Source organism: Peribacillus muralis (genome assembly GCF_001439925.1).
In the GTDB taxonomy this organism is placed as follows: Bacteria; Bacillota; Bacilli; order Bacillales; family DSM-1321; genus Peribacillus; species Peribacillus muralis.
On record NZ_LMBV01000004.1, the window covers coordinates 221898 to 238094 of the forward strand.

17 protein-coding genes are annotated in these 16197 nt (G+C 41.2%); 11 read left to right on the forward strand and 6 right to left on the reverse strand.

Translation table 11 applies throughout. From position 1 onward, the window contains the following. Nucleotides 1–228: 228 nt before the first annotated feature. Entirely contained in the window at nt 229–423 is a 195-nt protein-coding gene (locus ASU00_RS07585; protein ID WP_034307294.1) for a cold-shock protein, read from the forward strand. Between the two features lie 95 nt (nt 424–518). Here ASU00_RS07585 and ASU00_RS07590 read toward each other — a convergent pair whose 3' ends face one another. Then, nucleotides 519–1391, reverse strand: coding sequence for a YitT family protein (locus ASU00_RS07590; RefSeq protein WP_152983711.1), 873 nt, complete (start codon nt 1389–1391; stop codon nt 519–521). Between the two features lie 867 nt (nt 1392–2258). Here ASU00_RS07590 and ASU00_RS07595 point away from each other — a divergent pair. The 6 genes from ASU00_RS07595 (at nt 2259) to ASU00_RS07620 (ending at nt 7997) form a co-directional block, all read left to right on the forward strand. Next, the gene (locus tag ASU00_RS07595; RefSeq protein ID WP_152983702.1) at nt 2259–3455 is read left to right on the forward strand and encodes an MFS transporter; all 1197 of its coding nucleotides are present in this window, start codon (nt 2259–2261) and stop codon (nt 3453–3455) included. A 251-nt stretch (nt 3456–3706) separates the two neighbouring features. After that, complete coding sequence (locus ASU00_RS07600) at nt 3707–4498, forward strand: SGNH/GDSL hydrolase family protein (protein WP_057912847.1); 792 nt, start codon at nt 3707–3709, stop codon at nt 4496–4498. Further along, nucleotides 4495–5409: an ABC transporter ATP-binding protein gene (locus tag ASU00_RS07605; protein WP_057912848.1), complete on the forward strand. Its 915-nt coding sequence runs from the start codon at nt 4495–4497 to the stop codon at nt 5407–5409. The genes ASU00_RS07600 and ASU00_RS07605 overlap by 4 nt, the downstream gene beginning before the upstream one ends. Beyond that, complete coding sequence (locus tag ASU00_RS07610; protein ID WP_057912849.1) at nt 5402–6382, forward strand: ABC transporter permease; 981 nt, start codon at nt 5402–5404, stop codon at nt 6380–6382. The genes ASU00_RS07605 and ASU00_RS07610 overlap by 8 nt, the downstream gene beginning before the upstream one ends. Before the next feature lie 270 nt (nt 6383–6652). Continuing rightward, entirely contained in the window at nt 6653–7489 is an 837-nt protein-coding gene (locus tag ASU00_RS07615; protein WP_057912850.1) for an MBL fold metallo-hydrolase, read from the forward strand. A gap of 76 nt (nt 7490–7565) precedes the next feature. Next, nucleotides 7566–7997, forward strand: coding sequence for a CBS domain-containing protein (locus ASU00_RS07620; RefSeq protein WP_057912851.1), 432 nt, complete (start codon nt 7566–7568; stop codon nt 7995–7997). A 41-nt stretch (nt 7998–8038) separates the two neighbouring features. On the opposite strand, the gene ASU00_RS07625 is transcribed toward ASU00_RS07620, so the two are convergent. Beyond that, nucleotides 8039–10012, reverse strand: coding sequence for a S9 family peptidase (locus tag ASU00_RS07625; protein ID WP_057912852.1), 1974 nt, complete (start codon nt 10010–10012; stop codon nt 8039–8041). Nucleotides 10013–10181: 169 nt separating this feature from the next. Next, on the reverse strand, nt 10182–10502 hold the full coding sequence (locus ASU00_RS07630; protein ID WP_057912853.1) for a YckD family protein: 321 nt from the start codon (nt 10500–10502) through the stop codon (nt 10182–10184). A gap of 263 nt (nt 10503–10765) precedes the next feature. Here ASU00_RS07630 and ASU00_RS24980 point away from each other — a divergent pair, with 263 nt between their 5' ends. After that, nucleotides 10766–10912: a lmo0937 family membrane protein gene (locus tag ASU00_RS24980; protein ID WP_152983703.1), complete on the forward strand. Its 147-nt coding sequence runs from the start codon at nt 10766–10768 to the stop codon at nt 10910–10912. A 66-nt stretch (nt 10913–10978) separates the two neighbouring features. Here ASU00_RS24980 and ASU00_RS07635 read toward each other — a convergent pair whose 3' ends face one another. Together ASU00_RS07635 and ASU00_RS07640 are read right to left on the reverse strand one after the other, a co-directional pair. Continuing rightward, entirely contained in the window at nt 10979–11896 is a 918-nt protein-coding gene (locus tag ASU00_RS07635) for an NAD(P)/FAD-dependent oxidoreductase (protein WP_330219525.1), read from the reverse strand. A 153-nt stretch (nt 11897–12049) separates the two neighbouring features. Beyond that, nucleotides 12050–12373 (reverse strand): winged helix-turn-helix transcriptional regulator, encoded by a 324-nt coding sequence (locus ASU00_RS07640; protein WP_057912855.1) that lies wholly within the window; start codon nt 12371–12373, stop codon nt 12050–12052. 244 nt (nt 12374–12617) lie between these two features. Between ASU00_RS07640 and ASU00_RS07645 the strand changes: the two genes are divergently transcribed. The 3 genes from ASU00_RS07645 to ASU00_RS07655 all read left to right on the forward strand — a co-directional run bounded on the left by ASU00_RS07645 (nt 12618) and on the right by ASU00_RS07655 (nt 15289). Then, nucleotides 12618–13697: a nitric oxide synthase oxygenase gene (locus ASU00_RS07645; RefSeq protein WP_057913007.1), complete on the forward strand. Its 1080-nt coding sequence runs from the start codon at nt 12618–12620 to the stop codon at nt 13695–13697. 63 nt (nt 13698–13760) lie between these two features. Further along, nucleotides 13761–14030 (forward strand): hypothetical protein, encoded by a 270-nt coding sequence (locus tag ASU00_RS07650; protein ID WP_236712638.1) that lies wholly within the window; start codon nt 13761–13763, stop codon nt 14028–14030. 320 nt (nt 14031–14350) lie between these two features. Then, a complete protein-coding gene (locus ASU00_RS07655) occupies nt 14351–15289 on the forward strand; it encodes a magnesium transporter CorA family protein (RefSeq protein ID WP_057912857.1) in 939 nt (312 codons plus the stop codon). Nucleotides 15290–15936: 647 nt separating this feature from the next. Here the strand turns inward: ASU00_RS07655 and ASU00_RS07660 are convergent. Then, nucleotides 15937–16128, reverse strand: coding sequence for a hypothetical protein (locus ASU00_RS07660; RefSeq protein WP_236712640.1), 192 nt, complete (start codon nt 16126–16128; stop codon nt 15937–15939). Between the last annotated feature and the right edge of the window lie 69 nt (nt 16129–16197).

The window sequence follows — 16197 nt, forward strand, 5'->3', positions numbered from 1 at the left end:
TTCTCCTTTAGAATCTTTACTCAATTATTAAAAGCATATATATGCTATAATGATTATTGAGATATTAAAAATTCATGGTCCCATTCTCAACTTCTTGAGTGTGGAGAATAAGCATGAGTGACTACTCACGATTATTTTAGACTTATTGCCATCTATTCTTCTTTTATCTTTATGGCTTGAGAGCTTTTATGCAGGACGGAGTCAATTCAATTCTAAGGAGTGAGATATATGTATAGAAGAAATAATACGGAAGAAATCATTCCTGAAGAAACAAAGGTATGGGAATGTACATCAGAAGATTGCAAAGGTTGGATCCGCGATAACTTTACAAGTAATGATGAACATGTTTGTCCACTGTGCAGCAGTGAGATGAAACCCGGAACCAGAATGCTTCAAGCAATCAACAACCCAAGAAATTATTAATTTTTGCATAAAAAAAGCTGAAGGGGATTCCCTTCAGCTTTTTTTATCTTTTTGCCAAGGTTACAAACAAAATGCAGGAAGAATGTTTGTAAAACTTAGTGAATATCCTTTTTCTTGAACCTGCCTCCGCGAACTTCTGCAATGTCTCCAACAGCAAGGAATGCAGAGGGATCGAAACTTTTCACGATATCCTTGAGCTTTGCTTCCTCTAGCCGGTTGATTACACAAAATATAACTTTTTTATCATCCCCGGAATAAGCGCCTTCGCCTGACAAGTAGGTTACACCCCTTCCAAGGCGGTGCATGATTGCATCCCCAATATCACCGAACTCATCACTGATAATCCAAACGAATTTAGATTCATCCAACCCAGCGATAACGATATCCATCGTTTTATAGGCTACGAAATACGCGATGATCGAATACATGGCACGATCCCAAGAGAAAACGAAGCCAGCACTGCCAAGGATGAATACATTGAAGAACATGACGATCTCTCCAACGGAAAAAGGGATCTTTTTGCTCGCAAGAATGGCGAGTATTTCTGTACCATCCAATGAGCCGCCATATCGAATGACCATTCCAACACCAATGCCAAGAATCATTCCGCCAAAAGCGGAGGCTAAGAGGATATCTTGAGTGAAAGCTGGTACGTGATGAAGCAATGTAGTAGTTATGGAAAGGACTAAAATTCCATACAAGGTAGATAGTGCGAAGGTTTTCCCAATTTGTTTATACCCGATAAAAAAGAAAGGGAGATTCAAGATGAAAAGGAAGATACCGAGCTTCCAACCAGTAATGTAGGATAACATAATCGAAATCCCTGTTATTCCCCCATCAATGACATTATTCGGTACCAAAAAAATCTCGAGGCCGACAGCCATTAAAATTGCGCCGATCGTTATTAAAAGACCCCTTTGTAGTATTTGTCTTAGCGTTAATTTTTTATGCTGGGTCTTTTTATGCATAATTTCCGCTGTACTTGCTCCTGCCAGGTCTGACATAATCATGCCTCTCACTCCTTTTCTCTCTATGTGCTATTTAATTATAAACTTATAGGTATAATTAAATAAAGAATTTAACATTCATAATTGATATAATCTGTTATCCAGGCATCGAAAAGCCTTGCTTTTTCTATTTTACTCTATACAAAAGAATAGTATTTCAAATTTTAGTGATTTTATGAAAGAAAGCTCCTTTTCTTCAGGGAAAATAGGATTTGTTGGAAATATTAAACTTGAAGGAATAGGTGAAAGGAAATAAAAACCTTTGAGACACTATGAAATTCCATTACAATATAGGAGAATAGAACGGTAGAGATGAGCTTCCGATTAAACACTTAAAGGACGCTTTGCACGGGATGTCGTAACGAAAAAACCGTCCTTTAGGCCGGAAAATCGACTCACCAGGTCGAATAAATCGTAGAACGGCCGGAAAATAGGCTCAGCAGGTCGAATTAATTCTAGAAAGGCCGGAAAATCGACTCAGCAGGTCGAATTAATCCTAGAACGGCCGGAAAATAGGCTCAGCAGGTCGAATTAATCCTAGAACGGCCGGAATATCGGCTCACTAGGTCGAATTAATTCTAGGACGGCCGGAATATCGGCTCAGCAGTTCGAATTAATCCAAGAACGGCCGGAAAATGGACTCACTAGGTCGAATTAATCCAAGAACGGCCGGAAAATCGACTCAGCAGGTCGAATTAATCCTAGGACGGCCGGGAAATAGGCTCAGCAGGCCGGATTAACCCTTGGGCGGAGGGCCATCATCAAGGAAATCGGTAACATTGCATGGCTAGTTTTTGGTAGAAGATGACTGCATGGGGGAAACTGGATTTGGAAAAGCAAATGCGTGCTAATGTTATAAGTTTGAAGGTATTTTACTTATTTTCTTTTTTTGCTGTTGGAAGTTTAACGCCGCTCTTAAGCGTTTATTTGGCCAACGAAGCAGGACTCACGGGACTTGAGATAGGCTCAATCATGTCAGTTGGACCGATCGTTATGATCATTTTCCAGCCTATATGGGGAATTGTCTGTGATTGGAGCGGAAGACCAGCTAAAATACTGGCATTGACCTCGTTTCTTGCTGGTGTTCTGGGGTTAGGATATTTGCTGTTTGAGCCTTATTTACTATTAGTGGCCGTTGCGATTGCTTTGGCTGTCTTTCAAAGTGCCATCATCCCGGTTTCTGACAGCATCACGCTTCAATATACGACAAAAATCAAATCGAATTATGGAAAAGTCCGTTTATTCGGTTCGCTTGGTTTTGGTGTGGCCGTTTTCATGATGGGGAAGTTATCTGAATCGTTCATCGGTCCATCCATTATTTTTTACGTCTTTTTCCTCGGTCTATTGGTTGCGGCCCTTCTTGCACTTCGGTTGCCCGAAGAGCCGCCTGGAAGGAAGGTAAAGGTTTTCAGTGGCATGAAGGAATTGTTAACGATGAAACGATTTCTTATCTTTCTTGCGATAACATTCCTGCTCTTTGGTCCTAATCTAGCCAATAACGTATATTATGGTTTGTTTGTTGAGGCGAGAGGAGGGACATATACAGGAATCGGAATCGCCTTCCTTCTGGCTGTCTTGTCGGAAATTCCGTTTATGAGAATGGCTGGCAGCTGGATTCATAGAATAGGTTTGCTGCCAATTACGTTACTAGCTGGAGCGGCATCGTTGGTTCGCTGGGTCCTGTATTTTACCGAACCGAGTTTGGCAACGGTATACGTAACTTCGGTCATCCAAGGTTTTTCACTGGGCCTATTCATTCCTGCGGCCTTACAGTATATTCGGAAGGTCGTTCCTGCCCATATTACGGTTACGGCCATTACGCTCTATTCGGCGATCGGCAATGGTTTGGGAAATTGGTTCAGCACATTTGGCGGCGGGATCATCCTAGATAAATCAGGTATATATTCGGTATATTTATTTTACAGTGTGCTCACCTTAATTGGGGTCCTGCTCACAATCTGGCTCATGAGGTTGGATAGTAAACAAAAAGCGCCAACAAGAACGGCGGGCAGATTGGAAAATTGATTGTAGCGCCTAGCGTTCATATTCCTCCAATTCTGATAACAAAATTGGAGGAATGTGAACGCTGATGAGTGTGGCCTACCTTGCATCCGAAGGAAGATTCAAAAGCCTTTTCACCTTTACCGTGAATAGGCTTTTTCGGTGTAAATAGGAGGGATATGTTGATATATTCATCTAAAGAGCACTCAGTTTTTTGTTTTTGGAAATAATATGATTTAATGGAAAGTAGAGAATGAATGGAAGGATGAGTGTTCTTGAACAAACCGAAAGTGTTGGTTACTACGATTGTTTCAGCTTGTGTCGGACTGTTTTTTTTATTTTGTCTTGGATGGGCGATTTTAGACCATTATGGAAAGAAAACCTCTGATTTGGGAGGAAAAGAGGCACCCCCCATCAACAAGGATTTACCGAATGACTTTACGGTAGTCGCGTTAGGCGATTCGTTGACACGCGGTACTGGTGATGAGTCGGGAAAAGGTTACGTCGGACTTGTTTTGGAAGATTTGGAGAGTGAATATAATCACAAGCCACTCTTTCATAACCTCGGTATTAATGGACAAGTTTCAAAAGAATTGGTGCAGCAAGTTAAACAAACGGAAGTAAGGCGCCAAATCAAGGCAGCCGATGTTATTTTACTTACTATTGGCGGCAACGACTTATTTCAGAAAGGTCAGACACTGATTGATTATGATAGTCAGGTCATCACTGAGTCGCAAAAGGAATATGTGGAAAACTTAGATGAGATTTTTAAAAATATCAATCAAGTCAATGATAAAGCTACCATTTTCTTACTTGGTTTGTATAATCCGTTTATAGGGTTGGATGAAGATCTTGATACGAACCGGATCGTAAGGGACTGGAATAATGAAACGGCAGAAGTCGTGGCTGATTATAAAAATGCCATTTTCGTCCCGACATTTGATTTATTTCAATTGTCGGTAAAAGATTACTTATATTCAGATAATTTTCACCCGAATAAGAAGGGATATCGCTTAATTGCTGATAGGGTTGCTCCTTTAATAAAGTGGGAGGATGAGACACAATGAAACAGGTGACGTTATCTGTTAAGGACTTGAAAAAAAAGATTGGCGATCGGGAAATTATTAAGGGAATCGATTTTGAACTGAAAGAAGGCGAGGTTTTTGGCTTCTTAGGCCCGAATGGAGCAGGTAAAACGACCACCATCCGTATGCTGGTCGGGCTGATAAAGCCATCTTCGGGATCCATCAAAATATGCGGGTATGATGTTCGCAAGGATTTCACGAAGGCCATGCAGCATATGGGGTGTATCGTTGAAAATCCAGAGCTATATCCATTTTTGAGTGGTTGGGATAATTTGCTACACTTTGCAAGGATGCTACCTAATGTGGGTAAACAAAGAATAACCGAGGTCGTTGAGCTAGTGGGCCTGCAAGCAAGAATTCATGATAAAGTGAAGACCTATTCTCTTGGGATGAGACAGCGTCTGGGAATTGCGCAGGCCATGCTGAATAGTCCCAAGCTATTGATTTTGGATGAACCGACTAATGGCCTTGATCCTGCAGGCATTCGCGAAATGCGCCAATTCATCAGAAAATTGGCGGAAGAAGAAGGGATGAGTGTTCTCGTTTCTTCGCATTTATTGGGGGAAATCCAGCAACTTTGTGACCGGGTCGCGATCATAAAAAGTGGGGAAATAATCCAGACGGATACGGTGGAAAGCCTTTTGGCTACACAAGAGCGGATACTGTGGAGGGTAGAGCCATTACAAAAGGGAGTGGAAATCCTTGGTGGGTTCACGGAGGTAATCGTAGATCAAACATACATCATTACTGCTTATGATGAACTTGAAACCCCTGAATGGAATGCCGCACTTAACCGGGCAGGAGTGAAGGTGCATGAAATGAACCGGAAACTTCCGGGCTTGGAGGAACTATTTTTACAAGTAACCGGCGGCGGGGGTGCTGGCATTGAATAACTTGATCCAAAATGAAATGATGAAGTTGTTGGCAAAGAAACGGTTGGTCATAATAGGGATCATCGTTGGCATTTTGGTGCTGATGTTTACGTACGCACAATTTAAACAAGTGGAAGAGCAGCAGAAGAAGTTGGGTACTGTTGATTGGCGAGCGGCTCTTCAGCAGCAAATCATTGATACGCAAAACCGTTTGAGCTCAAATAGGATGCTCGATGAGTGGCGTGAACAGCTAGAAGTGGGGCTGAAGCAGCAGCAGTATTACCTCGACAATGACATAAACCCCTCAGAGCCAGGGGCTGCCACATTTACACGCATGTTTCTGGAAAATGCCATCGATTTGTTCATTCCCCTGCTCATCATGATTGTAGCAAGTGATTTGGTTTCTTCGGAAAATAGTCAAGGGACGATTAAGCTTCTGCTGACGAGGCCAGTGAAGCGCTGGAAAATCTTAATGAGCAAATATGTAACCTTATTATTGTCAGTTTCAATAATCGTGGCAATGACAGCATTATTGTCCTATTTATTATCGGGTCTTGTTTTTGGTTATCAAGGATGGGCGGCACCGGTCATAACGGGGTTCGAATTGAACGGCTCTGATGTGGATGTCAGCCAAGTAAGGCTAGTGGAGCAATGGAAATTCCTTATGATGGATTTGGGACTCGTATGGTTGGTTGCGGTCGTGATAGGGACCCTTTCGTTCATGCTATCGGTTTTGGTTCGTAGTACACCTGCCGGAATGGGTATCATGCTAGCAGCCTTGATATCAGGAGCTATCTTGAACAATATGGTTTCATCATGGGAATCAGCAAAATACTTCTTTATGGTAAATTTGAAATTGACCACCTATATTAGCGGATCTGCTCCACCTATCGAGGGAATGACACTTTTATCCTCTGTCATTACCCTGCTCGTCTGGTGGCTGCTTGCTTTGATTGTATCGTTCACCGCCTTTACCCGGAAGGATGTTTACTAACGAAAACCAGCTTATATAATATAAAGTCTAATGGCTTGTAAAATTGGAACAGTGATTTTCACTCCATGTTTTCAAGCGTATTTCCCTGTATTTGGATGGTCAACTCGCGAGATTGGGCGTTTACTCGCAAGTTTATTTTTTCTCCTATAATTCGGATTAGTTTTTCAGCCTTTTTTCTGCAAACTGACCAGCCTCTAAATTGTAGGCTGGTTTTTCTCATATAGGGTACCCTAAACAACAATATGTCCTAATTAGGGGGTTTAATAAATAATGGAAGATCACCATTTGAATGAAAAAGTTTTGCCAATGACATCAATGAGCAATGGAGATGTCAGGAAAGTTAGGGAGGATATTTATTGTCTATCGGTTCAAATCGTGAATGTAATTTTTTTAGGACTTCCGAAAAGTGATGAATGGGTGTTGGTCGATGCAGGAATGCCACGTTCGGCGGAGCTTATAAAGAAGACGGCCAAAGCCATATATGGACCGAACCATCCACCGGCAGCCATTATTTTGACGCATGGTCATTTCGACCATGTTGGTGCATTGATTGAGCTGATGGAGTATTGGGAGGCTCCTGTCTATGCCCACATAAAAGAAATGCCTTATTTGACGGGACAGGAAAGTTATCCTGAACCTGACCCTTCAGTAGAAGGGGGGATGGTCGCCAAAATTTCTTGGATGTTTCCGAATGAAGGGATCAATCTGGATGAAAAAGTTCAACCCCTTCCAGTTGATCAGTCTGTACCATTCCTTGACGGATGGAAATGGATTCACACCCCGGGCCACACCAAAGGTCATATTTCACTTTTTCGGGAAAGTGACCGAAGTCTGATTGCAGGTGATGCTTTTGTAAATGTCAGGCAGGATTCTTTATATAAGGTTTTCACCCAGGAAAGGGAAATATCTGGCCCGCCGCGGTATTTGACAACCGATTGGGAGGCGGCCAAGCAATCTGTGACGTTGCTTGAAGCACTGAAGCCTAATATCGCTGTAACCGGGCACGGGTATCCTGCGGAAGGGGAAGAATTGAAGCTTGGGCTATCTAAGCTTGCAAGGGAATTCGACTCTTTGGCTAAGCCCGATCATGGGAAGTATGTGGAATGAACCTTGCATTAAGCTGAATAATTTCCTTCCTGAAGTCAAAAATAATCAAGCAACGTATGATTAATGGAGGGGTTTCATGACTGCTTTGAAGGATATTATGTCTATGGATGTGGACTTTTGTACTGTGGAAGATAATATTTATGAGGCTGCCGTAAAAATGAAGGAGCATGATGTTGGGGTCATTCCTGTGTTGGATAATGGCCAGTTGGTAGGCGTCATTACCGATAGGGATATCGTAATCCGCTGTGTTGCCGGGAAAAAGCCCAATTCGACCAGAATAACCGATGTGATGTCCACTCATCTTATAACGGGCACCTCCGATATGCTAGTGGACGAAGCAGAGGAGTTAATGGGTAATGAACAAATCAGGAGGCTGCCTATTGTTGAAAATGGCAAGCTAATCGGGATTATTGCTTTAGGAGATCTTGCCATACACAAACAAACAAGTTCAGAGGCTGGCATTGCCTTAAGCTCGATTTCCGAGGACAGAGATGAAATGCAGCACTAACGATAAAAGCTCCGCTAGCTTTTCCAGCGGAGCTTTTATCGTTACAAATATTTATTGAACCATCCTCTGATTTCTTCGATATGCCCAAGACGCATTTTTGGTGATCCGCTACGTGAAACTTCATGAGTTTCTTCGGGGAAGGTTACGAGCAGAGCTTCTTTTTTTTGTCGTTTCAATGCAACGAAAAATTGCTCGCTTTGTTCTACCGGGCAGCGGTAATCTCGTTCACCATGAAGCAATAACAAAGGTGTGTCAACATTTCCTACATACTTTAAAGGGGAGTGCTGCCATAATTTTTCGGCAGAATGAACGATATCCCCACCGATTTCCCACTCTGTAAAATAATAGCCGATATCGCTGACACCATAAAAGCTTAACCAGTTACTGATGCAGCGCTGAGTTACTGCAGCCTTGAAGCGGTTTGTGTGGCCGACGATCCAATTTGTCATGAACCCGCCGTAACTTCCACCGGATACGCCCAAGTTCTCCTCGTTTAAAAAATCATATGTAGCTAGAGCGTAATCAACACCAGCCATCAAGTCGTGATAATCCATGCCGCCATAATCACCTCGGCAGGCATTAACGAACTCCTGGCCGTACCCTTTGCTTCCACGCGGGTTTGTAAACAAAACGGCATAGCCTTCATTGACCAATGTTTGGAATTCGTGAACATAGGTATTGGCATACATCATATGCGGACCGCCATGAATTTCTAAAATGAGTGGATATTTTTGATTTTCAACAAAACCGGCAGGTCTCATAATCCAGCCGTGAATCGTAAGCCCATCAGAAGCTGGAAACGAAATCGGTTCAGCCGTGGACAAATGTTTATCCTTCAAAAAATCCTCATTTACAAAACTGATTTGTTCTTTATCGCCATTGGTAAGGTTATATGCAAACAGGTCGCCCGGATGAACGGAAGTGCTGATGGCCACGACGGCACGATGGCTTTCTGGATCGATAGTCAGGCCATATATATGCTGGGCATCAAGGATTGAAGGATACATGGCTCCTTCAATCGAACCATAATACACGCCGGTATTTCCATAATCACTAATCAAAAAGTAAAAGCCCTGGCTATCGTTCGTCCATAAGATACCTGGGTCGACTGCACCGATTTGAAAATCACCGATTGCAGAATCCCCGATCTCGACGTCCCATCCATCGGTTAAGCATCGAATGGTCTGATCTATAAAGGTATATAACCAGATCTTTGAATGCGTCGCACCGGCGAATTCCTTATTATGCCCAATGAAAGAGAGGTATTCGCCATTTGGAGACCATTTCGGATCTGTATAAAACCCTTTGCTATCCGTTATTTTCTGTAAAGTTTTCGTTTCAACTTCCATAGTGAAAATATCGGAGAAAAGCTCATCATCACTTTTGTTTGCGTCACCACATATGAAAGCAATGTGCTGACCGTCAGGGGACCAGGCATTCGGGCGGTGATCAACACCATTTTCCGTTAGTACCACTGATTCGTCCTTCAAGACATCCACTATTACAAGCTGTTGATATGATTGGTCGAAATAGCCCCTGCCATCCCATTTATACTTGATTCGGTCATATCGATTAATCTCTTTAGACCATTGGTTTTCCTCTACGGTATCGAGTGTTTCTCCCTCTTTTAAACTTGTTGAAAGCAATAACTTGGTGGAGCATGGAGACCAGATAGGGGTGCTTGCACCGTTGATGAAATGGGTAAGCTGCCGAGCTTCCCCGCCGATGCTGCCCATGATGTGAACTTGTTTTTTTCCTGATCTGTCCGATATAAATGCGATATGCTTACCATCCGGAGACCAGGCTGGTGATGTATCGCGATTATCGCCAAACGTCCATTGTTTGGTTTCATTCGTAATCATACTGAACATATACAAATTGGAAATGTATTTTTCCGTTTTTCCGTCAATTCTCGTTTGGACATACACAGCCATGCTGCCATCTGGTGAAAGCTTTGGATCTGTCACCGACTTCAAGTGAAATAAGTCTCTTGCTGTTATACCTATTTGGTTCATCCTTTTCACCCTTTCATTTCTCATAGTTATGTATTTCGCTAAAGTGAAATATAAATCCTTTAGTAAATGGTAAACGCGTAAGGATTATTTATCAAGAATGAAGGAAACGAAAAAAATCCGGCCTTGGATCAGGACGGATTTTCATGCCAAATGGGTAAAGGTGTGCTGATCATTGATGCATGTGCCTTGAATGAGGACGGTGCGGCGGGATTTGGAAATTATGTTCTTCCATCATTTTATAATGCTTTTCAAAGTGTGAAAGCATTTTTTCGCCTTCTTCTTTCGTAAGAGCGCCATACTCTACGTATTTTTCAATCAATACCTTTTTGTCTGCGAGTATCCGTTTTTGAATGTTTGCAAGTTCTGTTTTTTGAGCTTCAGTAAATTTGACGCTTTCCCGCTTTACGTTAGTATCTTGTGCAGCCGAGTGATCCAAGTTAACGAGGAATAGGGAACAGGCTGTTAAACAGATGGCTAAAAATTTTTTCATGAATGAACGACTCCTCTTATTTGTTTTATCATGCTGTAAGGACGACAATCATAAACAAGAATTACTTTCTTATGTCATTTGTTTATCGTCCTTTGGTAGATACCTTATTTCGTTATTATCTTTTACATCATTTACAGTTTTATGTAATTTTTTTTGGTTTACCCACTAAAGTACATGGGTTTGTAAATGAAAGAAATGGGTAATTTAAAGGTAAGCCATCAAGAAGGTTGTTTGATGAGAAGGATGGAGAAAGGGAGATTATCATGTTTTGGACAATTATCGGTGCAATTATTTTAATATGGGTTCTTGGTTTAGTTTTTAAAGTGGCTGCCGGCTTTATACATATATTGCTTATCATCGCAGTCATTCTTATCCTGGTTAAAGTGTTTAAAGGAAGGAACCGAATGTAGATGTAATACGAAAAGAAAGGGCGTCCTGGTAATCAGGTCGCCCTTCCTTTTTTCTATTGGTTAGCTTTAATCATAGGGGAGCGGTTGTCCCAGAAGCCGCTTATGAATCCAAATCGCTGCTTGGGTTCCATCTCCCATTGATATGGTGACTTGTTCTGAATGGGCAACGAGGTCGCCGCCTGCCCAAACCCCGTTAATATTCGTTTCCTTAGTACGAGGATGGATTACGATATGATTATTTTCATTTACCTGCACTCCTAATTGCAATGCGAGTTCATTGTTGAGTTTGTTTCCTTTGAACGCCGTGAAAGCTTTTGTCGCTTCAATGATTTTGCCGCTTACCAATCGTATCCCAATCAGTTGTTGTTCGTCGTCCACAAGCACTTCCTCGACTTCTTCTTCGATTAAGGGAATTTGGCTTTCTTTTAGCCTTTCCCTATCCTTATCATCAATTGTTGTTTTCAAGTGATTTACGTAAAGAATATCTTTTGACCAATATAGTAGGGACAATGCCAGCTTGGCACCTGTATTTCCGCCTCCAATTACAACCGTTTGCTTATTCATGATCTCGTATCCATCACAGTCTGGGCATATGTATGTAGAAGAACCGAGAGTGGAGTAAATGTTTTTGATTGAAGGGATATTATCGGTAATGCCTGTTCCAAGAAAAATCGTTTCAGCTTGATATTGACTGCCATTCTTTGTTCGAACCATGTACTTGCCCTCTATTTTTTCAAGGGATGTGACCGTATCATCGAGAAATTCGACACCGAATTTTTCTGCGTGCTGTCTGCCAAGATCCCTTAATTGGTTGCCGCTAACCCCATCCGGCCATCCGAGAATGTTGTGATATGCCTTTGCGATGGAGGATCGGCCGTGAGCTGAGTCTATCACGATAATATCATGTTTATATCTACCGAGCTGGATGGCTGCCTGAATACCGGCGATGCCTCCACCAATAATAATGCAGTCTGCTTGCTTCACGATTTCACCGCCCATACAGTTTTTGGATAAACCTAGTGTTATTCTATCTGTTGAAAATATACCACTAGTTTTGCTCGGATAAACAAATGAAGCATATAAAAAAAGGAAAGCCCGCCATGTGGGGACTTTCCTCTCTAATTTCGTATGCTCTTATTATTGATTCTGTATTGGTGCAAGCCATTCTTGTGCCCAATTTTGAATTTCAACCATTACTGGTGCAAGCGCCTTGCCCTTCTCAGTTAAGGAATATTCAATTCTGACTGGTGTTTCTGGATAAACATCCCTTTTGACTATCCCTTCGAATTCCAAGTCCTTTAAACGTTCAGAAAGAATCCTGCCGCTAATCGGGAAGGCAGATTCAATATTACAAAACCGTTGAGGGCCATTTAGTAATTGATTGACAATCAGTCCAGTCCAGCGTTTACTCAAAATTTGCATCCCTTTTTCAAAACGTGGACAAAGTGTCGTTTCATTCATCATATCACCTCATATTCCTATATTATAATGCATTTACCACTACAGTAACAACTTTACCGATTATTATTTAGTTACTAGAGATGTTATAGTATAAAAGGTACATGAGCTTACTTTAAGTAACATGCCAAATTTCCATTTAAAAATTAAATGCTCATACAAGGTGGTTCTTTTAGAGATCCTCCAAGAAATATGTTACTTTAGTAGTGAAAGTAAAGTTTTGCAAATGGAAGGATCCGTGGGAAAGATGAGTGATTTACTGCAAGAGGCTATATCCTTTATTAGGACAAGCTATACGGAATCATTGAAAACTGAAGACGATATTAAAGGTAGAATCGAGCAAATCACAAGAGAAATCAATGATACAAACAAATATGAACATACATATGAAGAATTGGTATATGGTGCTAAAATGGCCTGGCGTAATAGTAATCGCTGTATCGGCCGCTTTTTTTGGGAGTCACTGCGGGTGATCGATAAACGGATGGTTCAAGATGAGGAAGAAATTGTTTCGGCTCTTTTTGAACATATCGATTATGCTACGAATAACGGCAACATCAGGCCAGTGATTACCATTTTCAAGCAGAAGGAACAGGAAGAGAGGGTGGACATTTGGAATCATCAGCTTATTCGCTATGCGGGTTATGATACGGAATATGGTGTCATTGGAGACTCAAGCTCAATTGAATTTACGAAGCAATGTCAGGCATTAGGCTGGGAAGGGAAATTTGGGCCCTTTGATATATTGCCCCTTGTGTTCCAATTAGACAGCAAGCGGCCGAAGCTTTATGAAATTCCGGATGAACTCGTGAAAGAAGTTCCGCTTACGCACCCACAGTACGATTGGTTCGAAGAGCTTCAAATGAAATGGTATGCTGTTCCGATCATATCTGGTATGAGACTGGAAATTGGCGGTATTACCTATTCCGCTGCCCCATTTAATGGGTGGTATATGGGGACGGAAATCGGAGCGAGAAACCTAGCCGATGAAGATCGGTACAATTTACTCCCTGTTATCGGGGAGAGGATGGGCCTGGATATCAAACGTGAATCTAATTTATGGAAGGATCGTGCCTTGATTGAGCTGAATGAGGCTGTCCTGCATTCCTTCAAAAAGAACGGGGTCAGCATCGTAGATCATCATACTGCTGCAAAGCAATTCAAGAAATTCGAAGAAAAAGAAGCTTATAATAACCGAAACGTCACCGGGGACTGGACATGGTTAATTCCCCCTGTCTCACCAGCTACCACACACGTTTTTCATCAGCAATACAAAAATGAAATACTTAAGCCTAATTTCTTTTATCAAAATCCTCCATATAAATAAAGGTTTACAAGATTTATCAGCGGGTATACAAATATAAATCGAAATATAAGGAGGAAGGTAATGATGGCAGTAGGAAGAAACGCTGTGTTACTTGGAGTCGGAGTTGCCGGAGTCTCATATTTATCAACTAAAGCGAACAGAAGTAAAGTGAAGAATATTTGGTTCACTGCTAAAGATAAGACGATGAGCTTTTTGAATAGGAAGTGTTCAGAATTGGATCCATTGATTGAAAAGGCGGGCCATCCAGATCCTTATGATCATGAAGATAATAAAATGGTGGATGAAGGCGCCATGTATGGAGTTCATTATTATAATAATGCAAAGCATGGATAATGTAATGCCAATCGCTTGGGAATCCCCAAGCGTTTTTTTCATGAAGAAAGGCAATCGCTTTTTCGTTTGATAAATCAGATAATTATGAATTTTAAACAAGGGATTCAAGACGTAAATTCGTTATTGTGCTTTAAAAGAATAAGGATTAAGATAAAAGAATCGAAAGGAAGTGGATACGAGTGAGCAGCAGTTCTTATGATCCTGAACCCAGTATGCAAGAGGAAGCCAATATGATGCTAGAAGTCGAGACTGTTATTCTTCCTGAGTATCTGCTCGAAGAAGGTAAATAAGGCTTTCTCTATAAAAGAGGAGGTCAACGAATGATTGAAATCTACAAGACGAATGAAAACCGTCTCCTAAACAATATCGAGGAAATGACAAAAGGTTCCTGGGTCAATATAGTCGCGCCCACAGAAGCCGAAATAGAATATATATGCAATACTTTGAAGTTACCGATTAATTTTATGAAAGATCCGCTGGACGATGAGGAAAGGCCGAGAATTGAAAAAGAAGATGATAATGTTTTAATTATTGTCGATTTTCCGTATCTGACTCGGGACGAAGCTAACCTACCCATCTTTGAAACGATTCCGATCGGGATGATTTTTACGAAAGACTGTTTCATTACAGTTTCTTTGAAAGAAACACCGATATTGGAGAATTTTAAGAATAATAAAATCAAAGGATTTTATACCAATAAAAAGACAAGGTTTGCCTTGCAATTGTTATTTGAAATTTCATCTTATTATTTACGTTATTTGAAACAGATTAATAAAATGACCAATGAAGCAGAACGGGAATTGCACCAGTCAATGAAAAATAAAGAGTTATATACTTTTCTGGCGTTGGAAAAAAGTCTTGTTTATTTTACGACATCATTAAAATCCAATCGTGTCGTGCTTGATAAGATCCTCCGTTTTAATTATTTGAAAATGTATGAAGAAGATAAAGAGTTGCTGGAAGATGTAATCATTGAAAATGCGCAGGCAATCGAAATGGCAGAGGTATACCTTTCGATCCTTAGTGGGATGATGGATGCATTTGCTTCAATCATATCCAATAATGTCAATAATGCGATGAAGTTTTTGACCTCGGTGACCATCATTTTAACGCTTCCGACGATGGTGGCAAGTTTTTACGGAATGAATGTGAAACTTCCATTTGAGCACAATTCGTATGCTTTTATTTTTACTTTATTAATTGCTATCACTTTAGCGGGAACGACAGCATTCATTTTTTGGAAGAAGAAATATTTTTAAGGAAAATTGGTTGTTATGTCTCTTTCAGACTGCAGGCAAACTCGGTTTATTGAGTTTGTTTGTGGTTTTTTTGTTTTCGTTGATTGATTCCTTAACGTCCATTCCACTCTGCATGAAGACTAAGTTAGAATCCTGATTGCCTAGTTTTGGAGAATTTGTACTTTATTCGTTTCACTCCACTATGAGTGAATAAGATGATGGAATCCTATTTTACCCATAGTTTTATTATATGACTATGTCCGTTTCATTGTACTGCAGCACTCCCTTATCCAGAGGCGGTCCTTGAGCCTCCTCGGCTTTTAGCCTTCGGGGTCTCAAGGAGACACGCAATTCCCGCAGGAGTGTCGCACCTTCCGTTCCATTCCACTCTGCATGAAGACTAAGTTAGATTCCTGATTGCCTAGTCACAGATATGGAGAGAATGTACATCGACCGTTTATTGCATTGCAGACGCTCCCTTTCCGCGGGGACTGTTTTGAAGGCGCATATATTAAATGAATGTCTTGTATTTTCCCTAATCCGGCGAGTGTACAGACCAATATAAGCTGTTGCCGCGAATCCAGCATGGATTGTCCTTGATGTGATGGGGGCGATGGTTTAACGTGCTTAACAACAAAAGCAAAACCGGCTATTTAAGCCGGTTTTTTTCATTCCTCGAAATAGTCTTCGAATCCTTCGCTGTTAATCCTATTGGAGTATGGATTTCCGTCCTTTACGTTCTTGGCATCCAAGTTTGTTTCAATGACTATCCGAGGGCTATCGGAAGGTTCTCTGAAGATACGGTCGTCCATCTCTTTGAAATCGGGAATTTCCTTTTTCCCTAGTTTATTTTGTTCCAACAAAACCACCTCCATTGATATTTTTTGCATGAATTGATGTGTTTGGTTTTTGGGAAATAAAGGTACAGT

Bases quoted from the DNA above. Each gene is read 5' to 3' on its own strand.
- ASU00_RS07645 (WP_057913007.1), top strand. From the start codon at position 12,618: ATGAGTGATTTACTGCAAGAGGCTATATCCTTTATTAGGACAAGCTAT.
- ASU00_RS07620 (WP_057912851.1), top strand. From the start codon at position 7,566: ATGACTGCTTTGAAGGATATTATGTCTATGGATGTGGACTTTTGTACT.
- ASU00_RS24980 (WP_152983703.1), top strand. From the start codon at position 10,766: ATGTTTTGGACAATTATCGGTGCAATTATTTTAATATGGGTTCTTGGT.
- ASU00_RS07640 (WP_057912855.1), bottom strand. From the start codon at position 12,373: ATGAATGAAACGACACTTTGTCCACGTTTTGAAAAAGGGATGCAAATT.
- ASU00_RS07605 (WP_057912848.1), top strand. From the start codon at position 4,495: ATGAAACAGGTGACGTTATCTGTTAAGGACTTGAAAAAAAAGATTGGC.
- ASU00_RS07655 (WP_057912857.1), top strand. From the start codon at position 14,351: ATGATTGAAATCTACAAGACGAATGAAAACCGTCTCCTAAACAATATC.
- ASU00_RS07585 (WP_034307294.1), top strand. From the start codon at position 229: ATGTATAGAAGAAATAATACGGAAGAAATCATTCCTGAAGAAACAAAG.
- ASU00_RS07650 (WP_236712638.1), top strand. From the start codon at position 13,761: ATGGCAGTAGGAAGAAACGCTGTGTTACTTGGAGTCGGAGTTGCCGGA.
- ASU00_RS07590 (WP_152983711.1), bottom strand. From the start codon at position 1,391: ATGCATAAAAAGACCCAGCATAAAAAATTAACGCTAAGACAAATACTA.
- ASU00_RS07630 (WP_057912853.1), bottom strand. From the start codon at position 10,502: ATGAAAAAATTTTTAGCCATCTGTTTAACAGCCTGTTCCCTATTCCTC.
- ASU00_RS07615 (WP_057912850.1), top strand. From the start codon at position 6,653: ATGGAAGATCACCATTTGAATGAAAAAGTTTTGCCAATGACATCAATG.
- ASU00_RS07625 (WP_057912852.1), bottom strand. From the start codon at position 10,012: ATGAACCAAATAGGTATAACAGCAAGAGACTTATTTCACTTGAAGTCG.